The following is a 20,559-nucleotide window of genomic DNA, read 5'->3' as shown; positions in this document are numbered from 1 at the left end:
CATAAATCTGCCTGGCATCGTCGGCGTACGGGACAGCAAAGACCCTGCTGGTCCGGCACTGACCTTCGGTCCGTCGGCTTGGCGGGCGTTCGTCGCTCAGGTCGCCGCGCGGCCGTAACCCGCGACCGTTTCAGGTCGCGCGATGCCGACGGATGTGGGCGCCGCATCGGCCGCCGTCTCAAGGTGCCGTGCGACCGTCAGCAGGTTGAAAGCCCGGTAGTAGGCGCGCGAGTCATCGCGCCACGTCTCAGGTCCCATCCGCTGCCGTAGCGCTTCGACGATTGCGCTCAACATTTCTCGTTGGGCGGGAAGCAGTGCGCCGCCGGCTTCCAGGGACGCGGTGACGCAGGCGGCCAGCTCCAAGGTGGTCGAATCCGGCTCTGCCAGCAGCGCAGGTGCCTCATGACGTTGCCAGTACCGCACGGCGTGCAGGGCAGCCGGTCCGGGGGCGCCGTACCAACAGCGAGGAGAGCCGTTCGGGTTCGGCTCAGTCGGACGAAGGCTCCGCTGGCCCCGGTGCTTGGCGAGCTTCCGTTCGGCGGTGTAGTCGCGGAGATCGGCATGCCAGCCCGCACGGCTCGCCACGAGAGCGTCCAACGCGCGCAGCAACGCGGCCTCGTCGCGGTGAAACGGTCCAGCGATCTCCTCGAGAAAACTCAGCGTGGCGTGGAAGCCGATCGGTCGGTACAACTGCACGCACGACCTCAACGCGCCAACCCGGTGCCGGTACGGCAGCGCAGCGTCGCGCACGCGGCGGGCGTAGGTGCCGAAGCTCACCCCGGGACGCTACCGCCCTCACGTCGAATACGCCGACATCACTACTTCCGACCAGGTGCTCTTCTAGTTTCGTCGACGTTGTTGTTAAACCTGTCCCGGAGTCGGGTTCCAAACTTTTCATCGCCGTCGTAGGACAAATGGGCCGTCCCAGTCATTTGCATCGAGGCCAATTCCACGAAGGCGGATGTTCCGATCTTGGCCTTCTCGCGCAAGCCGACCCTACGGCCGAGGTCTCCGCTGGCGGCAGCCTCACCTTGCGACCGCGACGGCTCGATATCGTGCCGCGCCGACGGTCGGTGATATTTGTCGTGGACGAGTTGTGGAGAGTGCAGTTTATAGAACGCTTCAATCTTCTGGAACGTTGGCCCACTCGTCGGGTAATCACGCACGTTGACGCGAAGGTACCACATCATGTTGAATGCATGATCAGCATTCCGTGGAGGCGTTCCCGCATCCATCTTTCCCACTAGCCTGCCCAGATCATTCCGTTGATATTCTTGCAGCCCTGGATCCGAACCCCTCTTGACCGCGTCCTTCAACTCTTTCAGGGCTTTCCGGTACTCACGCGATTTGATGGGCGGGGCCGAGAATCGGATGGCCGCGCCCATCTCGACGGGACGATAGAACGTGCTGGGGTTCGAAACAAAATCAGAAGGCCCGTTGTACGAGTCGGCATTTGACATGTATTCAAGGCCGACAGTTCCCGAGTTGTTCATCAGCGCTGGCCCTCCCGGAGACTACCGATGCAGATGCCTGTCGGCACTCCAACGGGACGAGCGGCGTTATGGTTCACCGGCCGGGCGACCTTTTTCCCTGGAGCGTTGAGCTCAGAGCCTCGATCACGGCCCTGAGCTGGTGGGCGACGGACGAGTCGACCCTGTACGCCGGTTTATGAACGCGAAACGTGCCCTGAGCAGGCGCTTCGTTCGCCTGACACCTCGTTAGGGCGTGGCCAGGGCGTCCGAGTCGATGGCCGGACGATCGCGCAATCCCGGGGGAAGGGCCGGCCAGGACTCGTCGCCCAGCAGCCCTCGCACCCGCGCCACGGCGCGCTCATCACCCTTGGTGGCCGCCGCGATCAGCCTCTCAATCTCGATAAAACGCACGTAGGCATCACGCATCAGCTTGGCCTTGAAGGGAGGGTTAGGGAAACCGGCGCTTGCCCCAAATGCCCCATCGGTATAGAACTGCCACCAACTATTCTTCCGCACACCATCGCGAACATAGGAGATCGCCGACTGCCTGCACGAGAACTCCGGCATGATGTCGTGGCATTGCCGGCACAGTGGCACCAAGTTGTCCGGCTCATTTGATCCACCGAGCGCCCAGTCGTGCAGATGCGCTCTCTCCAGCCATCCACCTGCCGAACCCCATACCGCAGCAAGGCTCCCCTGCGTGTCGTCAACGGGTGCTAGCCAGCTGCACCTGAAGCAGAACGGCTCACCCCAACCGATGTAGGTGGCGTAGAGATCAGGGAAGACGACCTCGTATCGCGACATCCAGTACTCCGCTACCCGGTAAAGGCTGGGCATCACTCCGCGACTCTGCCCCATCCAGTCCTCCCCATGTGCGTCCATCGCCCGGCGGGAGGTTAGCCCACGCCTACGACGAAATTCGGCCAGCGAACATCCTGTGGCAGTGGCCGGCGGGAGCGCGCCTGCTCACAATCCCTTACCGAACAGAGTGTCGATCGCGTTTCGGGTGCGTTCCTCGCTGACCGGCATCAGGTGCGTGTAGACCCGGAGGGTGAACCCGGGATCAGCGTGGCCGAGGTACGACGCGAGCGCCTTGATGCTCTCCCCTGCGTCGAGCAGCGACGAGGCGTAGCGCGTGCATGCCGCTGGCCCGGGTCGGCGTGATGCTGGCCGACACCACGGCGGGGCGCCAACTCTTGTTGTCGAAGGTGCGCCGGTTGATCGCACCTCGCCGGGTGCTGGTAAACAGAAGCGGCCGCTGACCCGCTCGTCGTCGGCTGGGTTCTCCCACGGCAGGGTGAGCGTCACCGGCTCGCAGTCCTTGATGTGCTGCCGCAGCACCTGGGCGACGGAGTCCGGCAGCGGCACCCGGCGGTCCCGGTCGTTCTTGGGTAGGCCGAGGACGAGCCGGGAGCGGCCGCTTGACCTGATGTGAGACGTGTACCCATCCCGCGTCGAGGTCGATGTCGTCGACACCGAGCCCCAGAATCTCGCCCTGCCGCAGCCCGCAGCCGGCGCCCAGGTCAACCATCGCGCGATACCGCTGGACAAGGCCACCGCGGATTGCCGAAACCTCGTCGTACGTCCACGGCACCACCCGGCGCTGCACCGGTCGCGGAGGCTTGACCGACTTTGCCGAACACGGATTCTTGACGATCCGCTCGTCGTCGACGGCCGCGCCAAGGATGGTCCGCAGGTGGGCGAAGACCACGGCCCGGGTCGCCGGGGCCAGCTTGCCGACCATGTTCGCGTCCCACTCACGGATGTGGCCCGGCAGAGTCCTACGGTCACAGCATGGACGACCCGATCGAGCTGCGTCTCGACCTCGCCACCGCCGAGGACCTTCGCATCGCGCTCTACGACCTGGGCGAGCATCAGGCCGCAGGCAGACCGATCCCCTCCATGGACGCCGAGACCAGCAGACGGCTCGGCGCCCTCCTGCGAGACCTGGACATTCGGTTGGGCGGCACCGGGAGATTCGCGTAGCCGGTTTGCCAGCGAGCGGTACGGAAGCCGGCACCTCGACTGCCATCGGGGGCAGGGCTTCCGACTGCCGCGCCAGTCCAACCCCGGGACAGGCTTGCCACCGCATCACCGGGTCGCGGCACCGGCTCCACCGCCAAGACGTGCCCGCCCCTCCCCCACAGCCGCCGGCCCCAACTTCAGGACCACCGAGCGCCGGCCGCTTCGGCCGCTGGTGGCGCGCCGCTCGCGGGCCCGTGGTCCGGCCGGATCGGAGCCACCCGCTCCATTGAGCGTGATGCCTGTGAGTCATCTTGATGACTCACAGGCATCACGCTCAATGTGGTGTCCGCCCTCGGCCGTCAGCGCCGTCCGCCGTCGACCCGCAGGGGCGCGGCCCGCCCCCGCGAGGCCCCACAGCGGCACAGCCAGCCCAACGCGAAAGGGGGTCAACTGAGCTCGCGCTCAGGGCGTCTCCAGGGCGTCAAACGCCGCCCGATGTTGACCATGAATGACCATCGACGCCCGAACATAGAACCAGCTCAGAGCCTTGATCAGGCCTCTGAGCTGGTGGGCGACGGACGAGTCGACCTGTACGCCGGATTCTGACGGCGAGATGCCCGCTGACCTGGGGCGGGAGCCGGCGACGGCCGCTGCGGGCCGTCACCAGGCCGTCCACCGTACGGGTTAGGGCTTGAGGCCCCGGGGTCGTCGCGATCTACGGCGACTGGAGCGGGGAGAGTCACCCATAGACGGAGCCACGCTACGTGCTCTCCCGCGAGATCCGTGATCCAAGATGGTCGAGTCGGAGCCCCATCCTCCGCTCCACCAGTCGCGAGTGATCTGCCTAGTAAGATCAACCGCATCAACCGCTGGCAGCCCCGACTGGATCAGATGCTGTAGCACAGCATTAAACTGTGCGGCCGGCTCACGGAACTCCATGCGGCGCTTTTTGTGATCAGCAACCGTCCGGACGACCTCTCGGCCGAGAAGACAGACTGCGGCCACGACCGGTGCCGTAGCCAGGTAGGCAACAAGTGATCCCACCGAGCGCACCGAGGGTCATCGATATCGCGGCAATGCTGTCACCACTGCGATATCGCGACGCGCTCTTAGGCCCGGTGCTCACCTCACCCTCTACAAGTCCCATGATCCCTCGATCATCCGGCGTCACCCATCGCAGTGGCGGTCGATGTTCTCCATCGGTTCTCCTTTTGCTCAGGGACATGACTGTCCCGACCACAACCTGGCAGACGCGTAACGACGGATGCCTAGCTCTGGTAGGGACACTCACCGTGAATGTCCTTGCCCAGCGATTGTAACTCCGAGTAGGAGCGTGATCTCGTGACGCGATCGGCTGATACGCGCCATCTAGCTTGCCTGGTCAAACAAGTTGTCGATTACCGTGCGGGTTCGTTGCTCGCTGGCCGGCATCAGGTGGGTGTAAACCCGGAGCGTGAAGCCCGGATCGGCGTGGCCGAGGTATGACGCGAGGGCCTTGATGCTCTCCCCCGCGTCCAGCAGTGACGAGGCGTAGAAGTGGCGTAGCGCGTGCATCCCGGTGGCACGTGTCGGCGTGATGCCGGCCGCCACGACAGCCGGTCGCCAACTCTTGTTGTCGAAGGTGCGCCGGTTGATCGCACCCCTGCGAGTGCTGGTGAACAGCAACGGCACCGTGACCCGATCGTCGGTGGCTGGGTCCTCCCAAGGCAGGGTGAGCGACAGCGGCGCGAAGTCGTCGATATGCTGCCGCAGCACCCGGGCGACGGAGTCAGGCAGCGGAATCCGGCGGTCCCGGTCGTTCTTGGGCAGCCCGAAGACGAGCCGCGACCGGACGAGCTTGACCTGACGGGAGACGTGCACCCAGCCCGCGTCGAAGTCGATGTCATCGACCCCGAGACCGAGGATTTCCCCCTGCCGCAGCCCGCAGCCGGCCCCCAGGTCGACCATCGGGCGGTACCGCTGGGCGAGGCCACCGCGGATTGCCGAAACCTGGTCGTACCGCCAGGGCACTACCCGACGCTGTACCGGTCGCGGCGGCTTGACCGACTTTGCCGAACACGGGTTCTTGGCGATGCGCTCGTCGTCGACGGCCGCGCCGAGGATAGTCCGCAGGTGGGCGAAGACGACCGCCCGGGTCGCCGGGGCCAGCTTGCCGACCATCCCGGCATCCCACTCACGGATATGTCCCGGCTTGATCGCGGCCAGTTGCCGCGAGCCGAAGAACGGCAGCAGGTGCTTGCGTACCCGAAACTCTGTACTTTCCCGGGTCGACTCGTCGAAAGCGCGCGTGCGCAACCAGTTCTCGGCGTACTCGGCGAAGGCCATCCGACCGGCGGACGGGTCGACGTAGGAGCCCCGAAGCTTGTCCGTCTCGGTGGAGACGAGGAACGCGTCTGCCTCGCGCTTCGCCCGGTCGGGGAAGGACTGGCTACGTTCGCGGCCGTCCGGGCCGATGTACCGAACCCGGTAGCGCATCCCCTTGCCGAACAGATCCGACTTGATCCGCTCCTTCCGGCCACCCTCGTGCCGGATCACCTTGTACCAACGGTCCTCTACGTGTCCCATCAGGCCGCCGCCTGCTCACGTACCCAGGACCGGACCGTCTCTGGCTCGTACCGCAGGTGTCGGCCGACTCGGGCCGCCGGCGGGCCGTACTTGACCTTTCGCCAGCGGTACAGCGTCTCGGTTGGCACTCGCAGGTACGCCGCCACGTCCGCGACCGTCCAGAGCCCATCGTTCGCCGCCATCAAAGCCTCTCCCCCGTTGTGTTGTCCGTTCCTGTTCTCGGTGCGGCGTCGGGGAGCTGCGCGGCCCGGTCCTTTGCCGCGAGGAGTTCGGAGCGCCAGCGGGCGCGTTCGCTGATCGAGCGCAGGAGCCGGTGCGCGAGCGGACCCACGTCGGGGTCGTCGGGCCGGGCGAGTTCCCAGGCGTGCCGGACCGGTTCGACGGTCGCGCCCTGGTCGTCGACGCCATCCAGGCCGACGCTCACGCCGAGCAGCGTCCGCACCCAGGCCCGCGCGTCGTGCTTGTGGTCCGAGAGCGTCTTGCCGGACCAGTCGCGGGAGATGAGGATGCGCCGGCCGCCGATGCCGAGGGTGTCCCGCTGGTGGACCTTGCCCTTGCAGCGGCCCGGCTTGAGCTTCGCGTGTGCCTTGCGAGGCTGTACGCCGTAGAGCAGCCAGTTCGCGCAGCGGTCGGTGCATGGGGTCAGCTGGAGTTCCTGCCACAGCCGGTCCAGGTGCGCCCGCTGCCGGCCGCTGGTCGTCGTATGGACGTCGCCGGTGTGCTTGGTGATGTACTTCGTGACGTACCGGATGGTCCGCTCGGCGTCCTCGGTGCCGGGCATGACGCCGCGGGCGTCGACCTGGGCGCCGAAGCGCACGACGTGCACCGGTTCGGCGTCGGGGTTCTCGTCGATCGCGTCGAGCGCTTCCGTCCAGGTGGTCAGCGGCTCGCGGGTGTCCGGGTCGACCCACGCCGACGCCTGCTCGTCCCAGACCGGGAGCCGGTCGAGGGTGTAGCGCTGCACGTCGACCGAGGGCCACCACACCTGGTGATAGGTCGCCGCCGCCACCGTCCGCAGTACGTCGCGCGGGATGGTGCCTCGGATGGCGAAGTGGGCGTGTGGGGCGAGGCGGCGTTGCGGCTCGACGCAGCCGGCGTACTGGACGTTCCAGCCCTCGCATCGTCGAAGGTTCTGCCAGAACCGGTCCAGCAGCCGGGGGAAGTGCACCGCGTCCCAGGCAGCGCGGCGATAGTCGTACCTGTCCGGGTTGAGCGGGGTGCCGTCCGGGCGGACCGGGCCGTACGAGTCGAGGGTGAGCGTCAGCCACATCGACGGCCGGTAGGTCGAGCCGTCCGGCGCGGTGTAGGTCTTGCCGACCGTGCGGCGCTCGACCTTGCGGCGAGGCAGGTCCGGGGCATCCTGCCGTCGCCGGGTCGAGCGCTTGCGGCGCCGCCCGTTGTCCTCGTCGTCCTGGTCCTCGTCGCCGGCCGAGTGTGGCGGCGCGATCCGGCCCCGGAGTCCTTCGGCCGTGATCGCCTCTTCCACCTCGCGGATCGCTTCGTCGAGGTCGGTGACCTGGTCCCACTGGCTCGCCCGGGACGCCTCGTCACGGGAGAACTCCAGGTGCCCGCGCAGCAGGACAAGCGCCTTCTGTTCCTCGGTCGCCGGCTCGGGCGGCGGTAGTGGCTCGTCGTCGCGGTGCCAGCCCTCGCGGATCTGGGCCTGCCGCAGCCGGCGGTTCTTCTTGGCGCACGGCGCGCACTTGTCCTCCCGGGTCGCCCCACAGGGCAGGTCGATGACCTCGGTCAGGCCGGTGGCGAGATCCGTGCGGCGCATGGCGAGTGGCCGGACGCAGACGCCGTACTCGGCCGCGATCTCCTTGAGCACGTCGACCGAGCGGGGTAGCGCCATGCGGGCCGCCCGCGACCCCGGCCGAGGCGCAACCGGGGTCGGGGCGGGTTCGAGGCCGGGCAGGGTCGGAGCGGTCACTGAATGATCCCGACGACGTGCGGCCGGTTGGACGGGACGACAGCGCGCGGTGGCACCACGGCCGGGGCGGTCGACGGCATCGGCTCTGCCGGGCGGCCCGGCTCAACGGGGGCGGCTTCCTCGTACTGGTACGCGGTCGGCTGGTCCGGCTCGTCGACCGGCGGGGTGGCCGGGGCGTTGGACAGGACGACCTTGACCAGTGCGAGGAACGCCAGCGACGGCACCGCCGCCACGGTCCAGCCCCAGACCGACGGTTCGGCTTCTGCGACCTGGGCGGCGAGGGACAGCAGCGCGAACGCCACCAGGAGTGAGCCGACCAGGCCGACCGGGCGGCCGGCGCGCCGCCGGGCACGGATCTCCAGCCCGAGGTAGATCGCCATCAGTTCGACCGCTACCGCGTTGGCCCAGCCGATCCAGTCGGGTTGGCCGTGGGCGACGGACAGGTCGTGTACGTGGGTGAAGGCGGCGGCACCGGCCATGGTGCCGATGGCGAGCAGGATCAGCAGGCGTACCGCCGATTCGGTGCTGTTGCTCATCGCCATTCCTCCAGCGGCTTTTCGCGGATGGTCAGGTCGATGCGGATGCGCCGGCCGTTCATGTCGGGGCGGCGGTTGACCATGTGCGCCACGCCGTGCAGGGCGGCGGCGGTCTGGTCGGAGGGGCCGACGAGCCGGATGCGCAGCGGTCGCCGGAGCCGGTCGATGAGGCGGGTGAGGGGGTTCACGGTGGTTACCTCCGGGCCGGTCGGATGTCGGTGCGGATGTAGTCGGGTGGGGTGCCGAGCGCGGCGACCGCTTCGGAGAGGCAGCGCCACAGCGCCCACGCCTCGTCGGGGGTCAGGGCCATCCGTCGCCGGCCGGCACCGACCGCCAGATAGACGGGGTACGGGTCGGGTCGCTCCGGGTCGACGCGGACGGAGACGGCGGTGACCGGTTCGGGGGTACGCAGCCGGTAGAAGCGCCGGCCGGTCATCGGGCGTCGCCTCCGGTGTCCCGGTCGAGCAGGTTGCGCAGGGATTCGGGGAGCAGCGGCCCGGACGGCTTACGAGGCAGCGGCAGCCGGACCGGTTCGGTGGCGGTTTCCCGGCCGACCTGGGCGAGGATGTCCGACGCGTCGGCCGGGGCCGGATACTGCCGGGCCATGTCGCGGATGTCGTCGTCGCTGACGTACGAGAACCGGACCCGCATCGGGTCGGGGGTGCCGTCGAGGATCACGTACCCGACGCCCTTGGCCCACCGGGGCATCTGGTCCGCGAGCGCGCCCCGCTTGCGGGCACCGTCACCGAGAACCATGTCGACCTGTGACGCCTCGGTCAGGCCCAGCGCGATCCGGGTCGGGAAGAGATCCCGGAACGGCAGTACGTCCTTGCGCGGGTCCTGCAACGCGGCCACCACCAGGACGCCGACCCCGGCCCCCTGGGACAGCAGCAGCCCCAGCGACGACGCGATGCGCTTGCGTAGCTCGACGTCTTGCAGGTACGCGGTGAGCGCGGCCATCTCGTCGATGACGACCACGACCAGGGGGTCAGCCTCGGTCGGGGTGTGGACGCGAACCCGGCCGGCAAGCCGGTTCTGCCGCTCCCGCAGCACCTCCACCGCTTCGTCGAGCAAATCGGCCATGGCCTCGAACGACCTGCCGGCGAACCGGGCGAACATCGGACGGCCAAGCGCGAACTCCATCCCGCCCTTGGGGTCGATCACCCACAGCCGGACGAGGCCGGAGGCGATCCCACCACCGAGCACCCGGACCAGCGACCACAACACCGACCCCTTACCGGACCGGGTCGCACCACCCACCAGGACATGCGTGGCGAGCAGGTGTAGCGACCACGTACGCAGGTCTTCCCGCCGCGCCAGCGGAAGCGCGGTGAAGTCCGGCACCGCCGGCACCGCGAACGGCGGAACCACAGTCCGCAGCGCATCGGTACGGACCAACGCCAGGTAGACCAGCGTCGGGCGGTCCCGATACCGGACCCGGTCGACGAGCCGCAGCAACCAGGCGCCCCGGCCGGTCCGGGTCGGCGGGTCGCCGGGACGCTCGGAGTAGACCCGTGCGTGCCGCCGGCCGAACGCGTACGCCAGGTTGGCGCTGACCGCCTGGAACTGCTCCGGCGTCTGTCCTCGAACCATGCGGACGGTCAGCACGTCGAGCGCCTGATCCGAACGCACCCGCAGCAGCTCGGGCAGGACGGGACGATGGTCGTACATCTCGGCTAGTCCGCACAGGGTGACGGCTTCGCGCCAGGCCCGCCGGTAGACGAACACCCGCCGCCAGGAGCCGAGCAGCGGACCCGCCAGCCAGGTCCACCAGGACGACTCGTCACGCCAACGCCACACCGCCGACACCGCAGCCGACAGCACGAGCGGCACTACCAGGCCGGGCCAGTCGAACTCGACGTAGAGCCAGAGCGCCAGCAGCATCGAAGCCGTGGACACCGGGTGCCGCAGGCACCACCAGAGGACCCGCCCGGACCACCTGAGCAGCAGGCCGAGCAGCACCATCCAGAGCGGCAGCTTGAGCTTCTTCGGCCGAATCACCAGCAGATCCCCGGCCGAGGTCATCAACACCTCACCGCGAGGCCGCCCGATCACTTGGCACCTCCGGCCAAGTTGAACCGGGCCTGACACACACCGCACCGAGGCCAGCCACGGCCAGCCCGACGCCTACCCTTGGACACGTCTGTACCTCTCTCGACAGAGCAGGGGGAAGAGACACCGGGGCGGGGCTGCCGTCCGCCAAGACCTGACAGCCCCGCCCTGACCAAATGCGGCTACGCCGACGCCTTCTGGTTGACGCCCGCCGGGGCACGCAGCCCGGTTGCCCGCAGCGAGTACGCCATCCGACCGTTCTGCGCCACGTACGGCGTGACGGTCATCCCGTCGAACTCGACCGCCTCGAACAGCCCGCCCGTGGGCGGCACCGGCTGGTAGTCGGCCGAGATCTTCACCGTCGTCTCCCGGGACCGCTTGCCAAGCTCAGGGTCGAGATCCATGACCCGGACCTGCCACACCCGCTGGCCGGTCACCTTGTCCTTGGCCGGCGACCGTCGACCCGTCTTCTCGTCGTAGTCCTCCACCTCGCCCAGGGACTCGGGCACCAGCGCGCACCCAGCCGGGAACACGTCCTCGAACCGCACGGCGAACCGCGTTCCGCCTCGCAGAGCCATCGCTCAACCTCCAGCTTGTTAACTTGTCTGCCAAGTTGCGATTGAAGGTAGACGGCACTTGGCAGACAAGTCAACAGGTTGGTTGAAGCGGGGAAGGTCGGGCCGCCTCGGAGCGCCCCGATGCCCAGCAACGCATCGACGTGAAGGCGACAAAGTCTTGGTAGGCCACATTGGACCGAGCGATACTGCCTGGCTCATCACGGTTGGCAACGCAGAGAGTACGGAGAGCCCGTGACCACCCCTCAAGGCGACTCGCACGACCAGGCAAGCAGGGAGTACCACGAAAGCCCTGCCGGCACTCAAGAGGAGTACCGACAACTCGGTAAGGACTACGAGTTAGCTGTCGATCGACTGCGCTCGGCCAGATCCGCGCAGTTCGCCTACTTGCTGGTCTTACTCTCCGCGTTCACGTTAGTAGCACTCCTCGCCTATTCTGTGGTTATCGGACTTTGGCGTGATCAACCTGTCGTGACCAGATACGTCGGACTCATAGCACTTCTCGTACTATGCATTGCGGCAGGAAATCTCGCAGTCAAGAACCGTCGACGGATCATTGAATTCGACGTGGAGGTAAGGAACCTTAACCACGACCGCCAGAGTGCGGCCGCGAGAATACCCTCCGACTCACTTGAGTCACTTCGAATCTATCGCGAAGCCTCCCAAGACATCGTCACACAATTTCGCGGGCGAGCGACGCGGAACCTGCGAGCACACAACACGGTCCAGGCAATCATTATCATCGGCTCTATCGGCGCTTCGACCACAACCGCCCTCATGGCCGGCGAGCACCCGCTGAGCTGGGTTTCTACTGGCCTTACGGCCTTCATCAGTATTACGGCAGGACTCGCGGCCTACTTCAAGTTCCGGGAGCGCGGATACAACCTGCAATCCACCGCAGACGAAATCGAGAAGCACTACAACGCAACTCAGTTCCGCCTGGGAGAATACGGAACAGCCAGCACTGAAACCGGAGGCACGGAATCAGATGCGAACACCGAAGCGGAAGCGGCACGCCTACGGCTATTTGCCGAGAATGTCGAACGTTTGCGCGATGAGCAACGCAAGCGCGAGTTGCAGCTCGAACAATCACCCGGCCAACGTGAAGAGCGCTAGCATCGACCGAGGCCGGGTTAGCAGGACCTTGACAGGGTGGAGGATACCCATGGAGGCAACACGCACATCTGTCGATGAATTGCATTCAAGACCGAACTCCCTTGATGACGCTACGGTCGAGGCGTTAGGTGAGCTGAGCAAAGCCATGGAGACGATCCACCGTGTACGCGGCCACCTGTATTCGGCGCACCAGCTCGTCGGCGGCGCGGACCTGACTCTTGACCGAGCAGTGCGGCTGCTCCGCGAGGCGGGACACGACGAGGTCGCCGAGCGGGTCGAGCACGAGCTGGTGGGCCGCAACGTCCTCCCGGGACGGTGGACGTTCCAGATCGTGGAAGAGTTCGACGATGGGTACTACGCCGCGTTCCAGGAGATCGAGCGAGCTGCGCGGGAGAAGCTAGCCGGCGGTCGACGGCACATCTACGAGGCGGAAATGAAGGAGCGGCGGCGTACCCACGGAATGCCGGGGCACGAGGCTACGCCGCAGGAATGAGCGGCAACCCGTTCGGGAGCATCGAGGCCAGGGCTACGGCTCTGGCCTCGATGATCTTCATGCGACCTTCGTACTCGACGGGTTCGCGGTGTGCGGCTTGGCTGGTGACCTGGCCGGGCCACTTGCGGTAGAGCAGGCCGTGTTCGCGGGTGAAATAGCCGTCGCTGATCGCGCTCGCGGCCAGGAGTAGGCCGGTGTCCTCGGAAGCGGGAAGCGCCATCCAGCCGCCGAGAGCCAGGAGCAGATCCCGGCGGATGCACAGGGTGGCGGGGTGGACCTGGGACCGGTAACCGTTCGCCTGCCAGAAGGCCAGGACGGCACCGCGGGCGATGGTTCCGCCTTCCGGGTCCTTGTCCCAGCCGAGCGTAGATCCGTCGGGCATCAGGTCCAGGACGCGAGATGTCGTCCAGCCGATCTGCGGATGCGCCTCGAAAGCGGCGATGTCCCGGGAGAGGGCGCCGGGGGTGAGCTGGTCGTCCGCGTCCAGGACTTTGACGTGTTGCCCGGTGACTCGGGAAAGAGCGAGGGTACGGGCAACACCTGGCCCGCCGGGACGACCGCCGCCGATGCTGATGCGAGGGTCGTCCGGCAGGACGCCGTTCAGCGCGCCGGTCTGCCCGTCCTCCTGGACGAGCCACTGCCAGTCCCACCCGTCCGGCATCTCCTGCTTGACGAGCGAGTCGTACGCGCCGGATAGGTGCTCGATGCTGGGCGCGTGAACTGGCGTGATGACCGAGACGAGCTGCGTCAAGTTTTCCACCGTTGCAGTTTGTGGGAGTAGATCAACTCCGTCCGGTCCCCCGGCATCACCACGTCGGCCACCTCGACGACGCGCCCCTTGGTGTCGATCGAAGTCTTGCGCACCGTGAGCACCGAGACGCCCGGATCGATGTCCAGCAACTCGGCCTCGTCGGGCGACGGCGGGCGCGCACGGATCTCGTCGTCGATCCGGTCCACCTCGATACCGAGGGTGTGAAGCTGGTGCTGCGTGCCGCCCGGCCAGGGCTCCTTACCCGCGTCGAGCAGGTCCGGGTTCGCCGCCACCAGGTCATACGGCAGATAGGAGTACGACATGGTCAGCGGGCCGTTCTCATGCCGCGAGGTCGTCCAGTAAACCCGGCGCAGCAACGGCGTACCCGGTTCGACCTGCAAGGCCGCCGCCATGTCCGAATCCGCTTCCACGCGGGCGTACTCGGCGTGGAACTTCAGATCATCGACGGTCAGGCCGGTGTCGTGCTCTGTGGCCCCGGTCTTCAGCCGCTCCGACTCGTCGAGCAGCGCCCGGTCCTTCTCCCACTGGTAGCGCTCGGCGTTGCGACGCCGTACCCGCTGACGTGGTGCCCGTACGTAGGTGCCGCGCCCCTGCTCCGCGCGGACCAGGCCCCATTCGCGGAGCTGCCGGATGGCGTTGCGGACGCTGGTGCGCGACAGACCGGACGAGTCGGCCAGCTCCGTCTCACTCGGCATCAGCGTGCCAGGGGCCAGTTCTCCGGCCACGATCTTTGCCCGCAACTCTTCTGCGAGTTGCAGGTAACGAGGGCGCCAGTCCCGGCCTTGCACACCGGTCACCGTACCCCCTAGACGTTCCAACGTCTGCCAGGCGGTCCCGCCTGCGGGCCGCTCAGGCACCGGGAGCACGACGGCCGCCGGGCGCTTCACGGGCCGGGTGCTCGTCGACGGCATCCGACCGATGGGCCGACGCTCAGAGGTGTTCATGGCACCCTTCCAGAGGTTGCCCCTTGGTCATCATCACCAGGCGGGCGTAGGTCAACTCGTAGATGAGCCGGTCGAGCTGGGTTCGGGAGAGCAAGACCGATTCGGTGGCACCGCTGCGGCTGGCGTCGAGCTTCACGGCCAGGTCGCGGCGAAAGAATCGGTCGGTCAGCAGTTGCACGCTGATCCAGCCGGTTCGCTCCCGGCCGATGGTCCGCAGCAGGCCCCGGTGCATCGGATCGTTCGGGCCGCAACCTCGGCACCAGCTCGGGCAGTCGGCGGGATTCGTGGACGGAGTCGGTCCGTGCTCGTTCGTGGCCTCGGATTCAGTCACCGGTGGCCTCCGGGCGGTCGATCGCCTGTGCCGACAAGGAGCACAGTCGCTCGGCCAGTTCGACAGCCTGTGACGGGGAGAGTTCCACCCAGGCGATCCCGGCCCGGCTCGTCATGTGCACCGCAACGAGGGGCACGCGAGCGTCGGAGCCGACGAGGTACGTGACAACCTGGCCGCTCTGCCGGCTGTCGCCGAGGCGGTGCATCGCGCCACGGTGACGACGCGGCATGTGGGCCATCAACGGCGGCACCAGGTGGCCGCATCGGTCGGGTGCACACCAGGCCGGGTGACTGCCACTGGCCGGCTTGCCCGCGTTGCTCACCGCACCCACCGCCCACCGTTGCCCCGGTAGATCTGGGCTGGCGTCATCAGGGGCGCACTCCTCAGAAGCGGCAGTATCCGGGTTGGCGCGTTGGCCCACGCCTGCATTGGGGTCCGGCAAGGCGTGCAGCGACCCGAGGTGACCGCGTACCTGCCGGGATCCGACAGCGGACGTTTGCGGGATCTCCAGATCGAATACCAACGCCGCCGACGATGAGAGCCAGACATCGCACCTCCACGGGTAGGCCGGGACCGGCGGTCAGCCACGCGGTACGCAGTCCGCCGCCGGTCCCGGATGAGGGCACGGCGCACCGTCCGACGCAGACGGGTCGGGTATCGCCGAGCCAGCTTGTACGCGCAGCTACCGCAACCGGTCCGACAGGATGCCGCGCGTTACGTGCGACCAGGAGCAACGCGGCACCACCCCTGATACAAGCTGTCATCCTGCCCGCACACCGGGAAACGTACCTACAAGTGGATGAGTTGTCTAGACATGGAAACGGCCCCAGGTTGACACTTGATAAGACAAGTGCCAGGTACGGTGGCCGGGTGCCCACCCCGCACTACGGACAGCCCCGTTACCGCACCATTGCGGACCAACTCAGGAAACGCATCGAGAGCGGCAGTATCCCGCCAGGCGCGCTTCTGCCGACGGAAAGCGCCCTCACCTCCGAATTTCGGGCAAGTCGTGGCACCGTCCGCCAAGCCATAGCTGTCCTACGCGAGGAAGGCTTGGTCACGACCGAACACGGACGTGGCACCTCCGTGACGCAGACCCCCGATGTACGCAGCGCAGAACCGAGCCCCGAATCAGAGACCCAGCAGCGCCAAATCGCTGCCGAGCCAGAGCTCGCGAGGCTCTTCAGCATTGAGGCGGGAGCAACCCTGATCGCGCATCAGCGCGTTAACCGACGGAACGGGGTTGTCGAATCTGTTGTCATAACGTACAGCATGCGCCGGCCAGAACGATGAAATGACACACCCTCCATATTCGTTGATGCAGCTTGCACCGAGCCAGCCACCGGACTCACCCCCCTTCCAGGTGGAGCGATTATTAAACCCAGCGCTGCGGATGCAATACCTTCCAGTTTCCAGAGAGGACACTGCTGTGATCCTGCGCGAATTCCTATACGTTGATACCGATAAAGTGAGATCCCTGGTAGCTCAAATGAATGGGGGCGTAGCCGAAGAAGTTAAGGAGACTCAGAAGAAGGAGGGCAAGGGTGGGGTAGGGATAAAAGGTTTCGCGACCCGGGAGGGTGTCTGGAGCAAGGAGGAGAGCACCAGCAAGTCGGCGGCAGACGCCGTCTTTCCGACACTTGAGGACGAACTCTATTCTCAAGGGTATCTGGCCGACATATCTGATGACCTTGCCTCGCTTCCTGAGGAAGAATTCGGAAGCTTTATGGACTCCTATCCACCAGGATCCATCGTGCGCCTTACCGCTCCGGGCAGGCTATTCGACGCGCGGTACGTGACTCAGGTCCTCGCAGGGATCAGCGCCGTCGTCAAGGGTCTAGTGACCTTTGATCCAAGTCTCCTGACTTCACAGCCTGGACAGGCAGGTAGGGGCCGTGGGCAGCAACGACCCTCGCGGCCAAACAAAAGCGGGACACAGACAGAGGCCGCCACCAATCAACTGGAAGACGCTATTCCAGACTATCCTGAAATTGCAGCTCTCTCTGGCACTACCGCAGAACACTTACGAGCGATCGTTCAAATTTCCCGAGGCATGTTCAATTCTGGATTACACATGCATATAAACGCGGGACTTGACGACCGCATTGCCGTAACCGCCCGCCTCCAAGAAGGAAGACGATTCCTGGACAGTGATTCCGAGATACTTTTCGCCAGATATGGAACCGAAGCGCAAGACTGGACTGTCGTCGGAACCATCGGAACTTTCGCTCAGGAAGTAAATCCCGAACAAGATCCCTCATTCATCGACGAACGGACGTCGAAGATTAGTCGATCCGAAACCTTGCGGACGATCAACGATGTGATGCGGGAATTGGGCTCGTTGGGAATGGCCGACTTTCCCCGACATCCCGGATTCTCAATCGTCCCGCTAGCCGTATACCGGCCGATTGGGAGGCTGCGCGACTATGAGGGAACGGCAGAGATCGGAATCGTTTAAGAAGTCAACTGGCGCACGTGGGGGCTCAAGAGTGCGGACAGGTCGAAGATTGTTGCCTCCGGCATGCGGGACGAAGGGGTGCAATTGACGGCAAGTCCACGACTGTCCAGCGAGTTCCGCCGCGTTGACATGCCAGGCAGCAGAGACCGACACCTTCTCGACCGGTGGTTAGACGCCTACAGCTCTGGGGGCCCGAAGGACTTTCCCTCCTCCGCCACAAGATCCAAACCGGTGAGGTTGGCGATCTTTTTCATGCGCTCGAAGACGTCGTGCCGTGCACTCTGAATTTGTTCTTCCGTTCGTCCGACTCGCCACTTGAATACCTCCGTCCGCAGTAGAAGGGCAAGTTGCAGCACCTGATCATCCAGAGCTGCCAACAGCTCAGGCGAGCCCTCTTGGGCACCAATTTCTTGCCGGACGACCACTGCGTACCGAGATGCCTGTTCCACCTCAATCAGCAAAGCTGCGAACCGTCGGGGTAGATCAGGAAGGTGGGGTGCCACCTCTCGCATCAGCTCGCTCAGCCTCTGACCCACATCGTCACTACTGCCATAGATAACAGCCGACTCGTAGTCGACAGCGGCGCGCGTTAAAACGTCACCCGCGTCCCGTGATCGTTTACCCGTCTCTCTCTTGTCTTGCGCCCGCCCTCGGTACCACTCGATAAACCCGTTGCCGAGAATCCCTCCCAGCAACCCGGACGTCAACGCGATCATCGGCGAAACCCACCAGGGACCCGCTCCACCGCTGGCGTCCACAGCTAGCCAAGCGATGATGACAACGGACTCTTCTGACAAGGGAGGTCCTTCCACGGAGCGGTCTGCAGCTCGGGCCGTGTCGCGGCATCAATAGACGTAGGCATCGGCCATCTACAACTAGCCGCAGCGGACTCTCCTCGGCCGCTGCAATAATTACCAGCCGGCTAGGAGCAGAGGTGGCCATTGGCTGTAGTTGTAAACAAATACACGAGATGAAATCGCCGAGATGATGTCAGCCGTATGATACGGCACCGTCTACTGGATGCGAAGCAGAAATCTGCGTGAATTGATGCTAATGCGTCCTCCTCGGACAGCTGAAATGGTCCTTCCGCAAGGATCAGCAGGCCCGGCATCACATGTAGGGTTTCCGGCGTCGACAGCACCGATTGGGCTGGACGCCAGCGCTCGCAAGAGCAATCGCACGGGCTGCAGCGCAGCGCCGCTGCTCGCAGAGACGACAGAGCATCGACAGAGCTTTTTGCCAGGTCTCGACCGACGTGCTGTACAGATCCTCGATCGGATCGCCCGGTCAGGCATGCTCACTGCTGTAGATCACTGTGCTTGTCTTCTACTGCCGAATTTCTCTGTTTTGGATCAAGGCACCGCGCTCCGCGCGGTGCGGGGCGGCAAGCCCGGCCGGCGGCAAGCCGCCCCGGCCGCCTACGGCGCCGGGGCGGTGAGCCGCCGATGGCCGCCGGGGCACCGCCCACGATGACTAAGCGAGCCCAGCAAGGCGTGACGGAAGCCGGGCAGGTCAGCCTGAGTCGCATGGCCCGGCTTCCGACTGCCGCGCCAGTCCAAGAGCAGGACTGGCTTGCCACCGGGCTAACGCCACGCCCCCACGATGCACGGCCGGTCAGATCACCAGGTCCGCACCCGAGTCCGGCAGCCGGTACCGGTACCGCGTGGGCACCAGGTCCTCATCCTCAGGCACCCAGGCTCCCCAGCGTCGCACTCTCCCGCCGCTCGTCGTGATCTCACCAGTCTGCGATCGTGACCACTTGATCTGATCCACGACGACCAGATGTGTCACAGCGCCAAGCGCGTGCCGCACCTCGTTACGGGTCAGTTCCACAGCGTCCGCGGTGCCCGAGGAACCCTTCACCTCAATATGGATCTCCTCGGCGTCCCTGATGACTCGGAGGTCGTAAGACTCTCGGTCCCCCACGTCCTCGACAGTCCACCCCTTGTACAGGGCGCTCGCCTCTCGCACTGCATGCCGCTCCAGCGCTCGACGAAGCAACGGATCGGCGATGTACCCCGAACCGCTCGCCCGCTGCGCCCGACGCCTGCCAGTGCCACCAGCGGGACCCGGCTCCTGCGGTACACGACGCCGCGGAATCCCCGCCAGCTCCGGCACCGCGTCCAGGATGGCCGCAGGAAATTTCACTAGGTATGCCTGCATCACCCGAGCCGGCCGGCTGTCGTAGAAGGCGAACGGGAAGTAGAGCGGCCCGGAGTGCTCCGCTTCCAGTTTCTGCTTGATCTCCCGCAGCGCTTTCTCCGACCGCTGAAAGGCCAGCTGGTCGACCGGCGTCGGCAGCGCGGTGTAGTCAGCCAGCTCGTAACGCCAAGACGGCTGAGGAGCTTCTACGGTGGGCCGCGCCTGCCCGTATGTGCCACGGGCCTGCCACACCAGCTCGTCCTCGAACGGCCCCTCCGCGGCGAAGGAGTAGCCGACGATCCCCGGCATCTGACGCTGCGTCTTGTGCCAGTGCACGACTACATCACCCGGCCGCAGAGCAGTCACCAGGACATACGACCAGTTCTCGCGCCCGCTGCCGTCCCGCTGAAGCGCTTGGACGTTGGCCCCAAGGTCATCCCGGTCGGTGATCTCCAGCCAGTAGCACTCCGCCGGATCATCGCGCCACCACTCGTTGAGTCGTATCGCGCCCGACACGGCGTGACGGCGAGGCTGCGGAGGCACCGTGGACGATCGACCGCGGGGAGTGTGCGGAAGGGACGAGCCACCGGCAAGGTCGGCGGAGAGCCGGCGGGCGTCACCCGGGCCGTACCCGGGCACCTGGAGCCGCAGGCGCAGCCTCTTGCGGTTGTTGCCTGCCTTGGGCGCGTCCGGCGACTGGCCGATCCGACCCTGTCTGCTCGTCAGCTGGAGTCGCAGCGCAGCCAGGTCGTCAACAGCCACCAAGGACATCCGCCCGTCCAGCACGCGCCGGTCAGCCTCGGATAGGTGAGCGGTCCGTTTCGAGTCGACCAGGGCATCAACGAGCACCGCGCCACGCGACCGCAGCCGGGCGAGGAGCAGTTCTAGAGCCGGGGTGTAGTCCGAGTTCCGCGTCAGCCCCGCGGCGCTCTGCCCGCCCGCGCTCTCCAGGACGAGCGCCAGTCCCTGGCCGTCCGCCTCCACCACGAATTCGGCGTTCAACACGCGCCCGTCGTCATCGGTCATCCGCACGGCATACAGCCTGCCATCGACGTGCGACACAGCCGCGGCCAAGATCCTCCAGGCCGTCTCCAGGCCGTCCCAGGCCGTGGCCAGGCCGTCAAACGCCACCCAACGATGACCAAGGCCAACCAACCACACCCAATGAACGACCAGCTCAGGGCCATGATCACGGCTCTGAGTTGGTG

Annotated in this window: 23 protein-coding genes and 2 pseudogenes; 6 read left to right on the top strand and 19 right to left on the bottom strand. The window is 66.1% G+C overall.

From position 1 onward, the window contains the following. Positions 1-4: 4 nt before the first annotated feature. A pseudogene (locus AB0B55_RS23655) lies at positions 5-118 on the top strand (DUF397 domain-containing protein); the annotation flags it as partial. Here AB0B55_RS23655 and AB0B55_RS23650 read toward each other — a convergent pair. The 4 genes from AB0B55_RS23650 to AB0B55_RS23635 all read right to left on the bottom strand — a co-directional run bounded on the left by AB0B55_RS23650 (position 97) and on the right by AB0B55_RS23635 (position 2,840). After that, positions 97-777, bottom strand: coding sequence for a hypothetical protein (locus AB0B55_RS23650; protein ID WP_357132668.1), 681 nt, complete (start codon positions 775-777; stop codon positions 97-99). The pseudogene AB0B55_RS23655 and the gene AB0B55_RS23650 sit on opposite strands and share 22 nt — an antisense overlap. A 41-nt stretch (positions 778-818) precedes the next feature. Further along, positions 819-1,493 (bottom strand): hypothetical protein, encoded by a 675-nt coding sequence (locus AB0B55_RS23645; protein WP_357173791.1) that lies wholly within the window; start codon positions 1,491-1,493, stop codon positions 819-821. Between the two features lie 225 nt (positions 1,494-1,718). Continuing rightward, entirely contained in the window at positions 1,719-2,276 is a 558-nt protein-coding gene (locus tag AB0B55_RS23640) for an HNH endonuclease (protein ID WP_357173788.1), read from the bottom strand. A 162-nt stretch (positions 2,277-2,438) separates the two neighbouring features. Further along, positions 2,439-2,840, bottom strand: a complete 402-nt coding sequence (locus tag AB0B55_RS23635; RefSeq protein ID WP_357173785.1) for a hypothetical protein — start codon at positions 2,838-2,840, stop codon at positions 2,439-2,441. 426 nt (positions 2,841-3,266) lie between these two features. Between AB0B55_RS23635 and AB0B55_RS23630 the strand changes: the two genes are divergently transcribed. After that, positions 3,267-3,458 (top strand): hypothetical protein, encoded by a 192-nt coding sequence (locus tag AB0B55_RS23630; RefSeq protein ID WP_357132656.1) that lies wholly within the window; start codon positions 3,267-3,269, stop codon positions 3,456-3,458. Between the two features lie 1,347 nt (positions 3,459-4,805). On the opposite strand, the gene AB0B55_RS23625 is transcribed toward AB0B55_RS23630, so the two are convergent. The 8 genes from AB0B55_RS23625 to AB0B55_RS23590 all read right to left on the bottom strand — a co-directional run bounded on the left by AB0B55_RS23625 (position 4,806) and on the right by AB0B55_RS23590 (position 11,098). Further along, a complete protein-coding gene (locus AB0B55_RS23625) occupies positions 4,806-6,002 on the bottom strand; it encodes a tyrosine-type recombinase/integrase (protein WP_357173782.1) in 1,197 nt (398 codons plus the stop codon). Continuing rightward, a complete protein-coding gene (locus AB0B55_RS23620) occupies positions 6,002-6,184 on the bottom strand; it encodes a helix-turn-helix domain-containing protein (RefSeq protein WP_279519016.1) in 183 nt (60 codons plus the stop codon). Before AB0B55_RS23620 ends, AB0B55_RS23625 begins: the two co-directional genes overlap by 1 nt. Continuing rightward, positions 6,184-7,932 carry a replication initiator gene (locus AB0B55_RS23615; RefSeq protein WP_357173778.1) on the bottom strand — a complete coding sequence of 583 codons (1,749 nt, stop codon included), beginning with the start codon at positions 7,930-7,932 and terminating at the stop codon, positions 6,184-6,186. Before AB0B55_RS23615 ends, AB0B55_RS23620 begins: the two co-directional genes overlap by 1 nt. Next, positions 7,929-8,468: a DUF2637 domain-containing protein gene (locus AB0B55_RS23610; protein ID WP_357173775.1), complete on the bottom strand. Its 540-nt coding sequence runs from the start codon at positions 8,466-8,468 to the stop codon at positions 7,929-7,931. Before AB0B55_RS23610 ends, AB0B55_RS23615 begins: the two co-directional genes overlap by 4 nt. Then, entirely contained in the window at positions 8,465-8,656 is a 192-nt protein-coding gene (locus AB0B55_RS23605) for a hypothetical protein (protein WP_357173772.1), read from the bottom strand. Before AB0B55_RS23605 ends, AB0B55_RS23610 begins: the two co-directional genes overlap by 4 nt. 5 nt (positions 8,657-8,661) lie before the next feature. Next, a complete protein-coding gene (locus AB0B55_RS23600) occupies positions 8,662-8,904 on the bottom strand; it encodes a hypothetical protein (RefSeq protein WP_357173769.1) in 243 nt (80 codons plus the stop codon). Further along, on the bottom strand, positions 8,901-10,493 hold the full coding sequence (locus AB0B55_RS23595) for a cell division protein FtsK (RefSeq protein ID WP_357173766.1): 1,593 nt from the start codon (positions 10,491-10,493) through the stop codon (positions 8,901-8,903). The genes AB0B55_RS23600 and AB0B55_RS23595 overlap by 4 nt, the downstream gene beginning before the upstream one ends. Before the next feature lie 209 nt (positions 10,494-10,702). After that, positions 10,703-11,098 carry a transcriptional regulator gene (locus AB0B55_RS23590; protein WP_357173763.1) on the bottom strand — a complete coding sequence of 132 codons (396 nt, stop codon included), beginning with the start codon at positions 11,096-11,098 and terminating at the stop codon, positions 10,703-10,705. 231 nt (positions 11,099-11,329) lie between these two features. Here AB0B55_RS23590 and AB0B55_RS23585 point away from each other — a divergent pair, with 231 nt between their 5' ends. Then, positions 11,330-12,211 (top strand): DUF4231 domain-containing protein, encoded by an 882-nt coding sequence (locus AB0B55_RS23585; protein WP_357173760.1) that lies wholly within the window; start codon positions 11,330-11,332, stop codon positions 12,209-12,211. 49 nt (positions 12,212-12,260) lie between these two features. Continuing rightward, a complete protein-coding gene (locus tag AB0B55_RS23580) occupies positions 12,261-12,704 on the top strand; it encodes a hypothetical protein (RefSeq protein ID WP_357173757.1) in 444 nt (147 codons plus the stop codon). Here AB0B55_RS23580 and AB0B55_RS23575 read toward each other — a convergent pair. From AB0B55_RS23575 to AB0B55_RS23560, 4 genes are all read right to left on the bottom strand, one after another. Continuing rightward, positions 12,688-13,464, bottom strand: coding sequence for a glycosyltransferase (locus AB0B55_RS23575; RefSeq protein ID WP_357173754.1), 777 nt, complete (start codon positions 13,462-13,464; stop codon positions 12,688-12,690). The genes AB0B55_RS23580 and AB0B55_RS23575 overlap by 17 nt on opposite strands. Next, on the bottom strand, positions 13,452-14,273 hold the full coding sequence (locus AB0B55_RS23570; protein WP_357173751.1) for a GntR family transcriptional regulator: 822 nt from the start codon (positions 14,271-14,273) through the stop codon (positions 13,452-13,454). The genes AB0B55_RS23575 and AB0B55_RS23570 overlap by 13 nt, the downstream gene beginning before the upstream one ends. Positions 14,274-14,406: 133 nt before the next feature. Further along, positions 14,407-14,652, bottom strand: a complete 246-nt coding sequence (locus AB0B55_RS23565; protein ID WP_357173748.1) for a precorrin-4 C11-methyltransferase — start codon at positions 14,650-14,652, stop codon at positions 14,407-14,409. Between the two features lie 91 nt (positions 14,653-14,743). Next, the gene (locus tag AB0B55_RS23560) at positions 14,744-15,073 is read right to left on the bottom strand and encodes a hypothetical protein (protein WP_357173745.1); all 330 of its coding nucleotides are present in this window, start codon (positions 15,071-15,073) and stop codon (positions 14,744-14,746) included. A 212-nt stretch (positions 15,074-15,285) separates the two neighbouring features. On the opposite strand from AB0B55_RS23560, the pseudogene AB0B55_RS23555 reads away from it, so the two are divergent. Beyond that, positions 15,286-15,828: pseudogene (locus AB0B55_RS23555) on the top strand (GntR family transcriptional regulator); the annotation flags it as partial. Between the two features lie 54 nt (positions 15,829-15,882). Here the strand turns inward: AB0B55_RS23555 and AB0B55_RS23550 are convergent. Beyond that, the gene (locus AB0B55_RS23550; protein ID WP_357173874.1) at positions 15,883-16,176 is read right to left on the bottom strand and encodes a hypothetical protein; all 294 of its coding nucleotides are present in this window, start codon (positions 16,174-16,176) and stop codon (positions 15,883-15,885) included. Positions 16,177-16,180: 4 nt separating this feature from the next. On the opposite strand from AB0B55_RS23550, the gene AB0B55_RS23545 reads away from it, so the two are divergent. After that, positions 16,181-17,209: a hypothetical protein gene (locus tag AB0B55_RS23545; protein ID WP_357173742.1), complete on the top strand. Its 1,029-nt coding sequence runs from the start codon at positions 16,181-16,183 to the stop codon at positions 17,207-17,209. A 176-nt stretch (positions 17,210-17,385) separates the two neighbouring features. Here AB0B55_RS23545 and AB0B55_RS23540 read toward each other — a convergent pair whose 3' ends face one another. Continuing rightward, positions 17,386-17,925 (bottom strand): hypothetical protein, encoded by a 540-nt coding sequence (locus AB0B55_RS23540; protein ID WP_357173739.1) that lies wholly within the window; start codon positions 17,923-17,925, stop codon positions 17,386-17,388. An 898-nt stretch (positions 17,926-18,823) separates the two neighbouring features. Beyond that, entirely contained in the window at positions 18,824-20,482 is a 1,659-nt protein-coding gene (locus AB0B55_RS23535; RefSeq protein ID WP_357173736.1) for a DUF3883 domain-containing protein, read from the bottom strand. Positions 20,483-20,559: the final 77 nt, after the last annotated feature.

It is taken from the genome of Micromonospora sp. NPDC049107 (assembly GCF_040648595.1).
GTDB lineage: Bacteria > Actinomycetota > Actinomycetes > Mycobacteriales > Micromonosporaceae > Micromonospora.
This window is presented reverse-complemented; position numbering and strand designations above follow the sequence as displayed.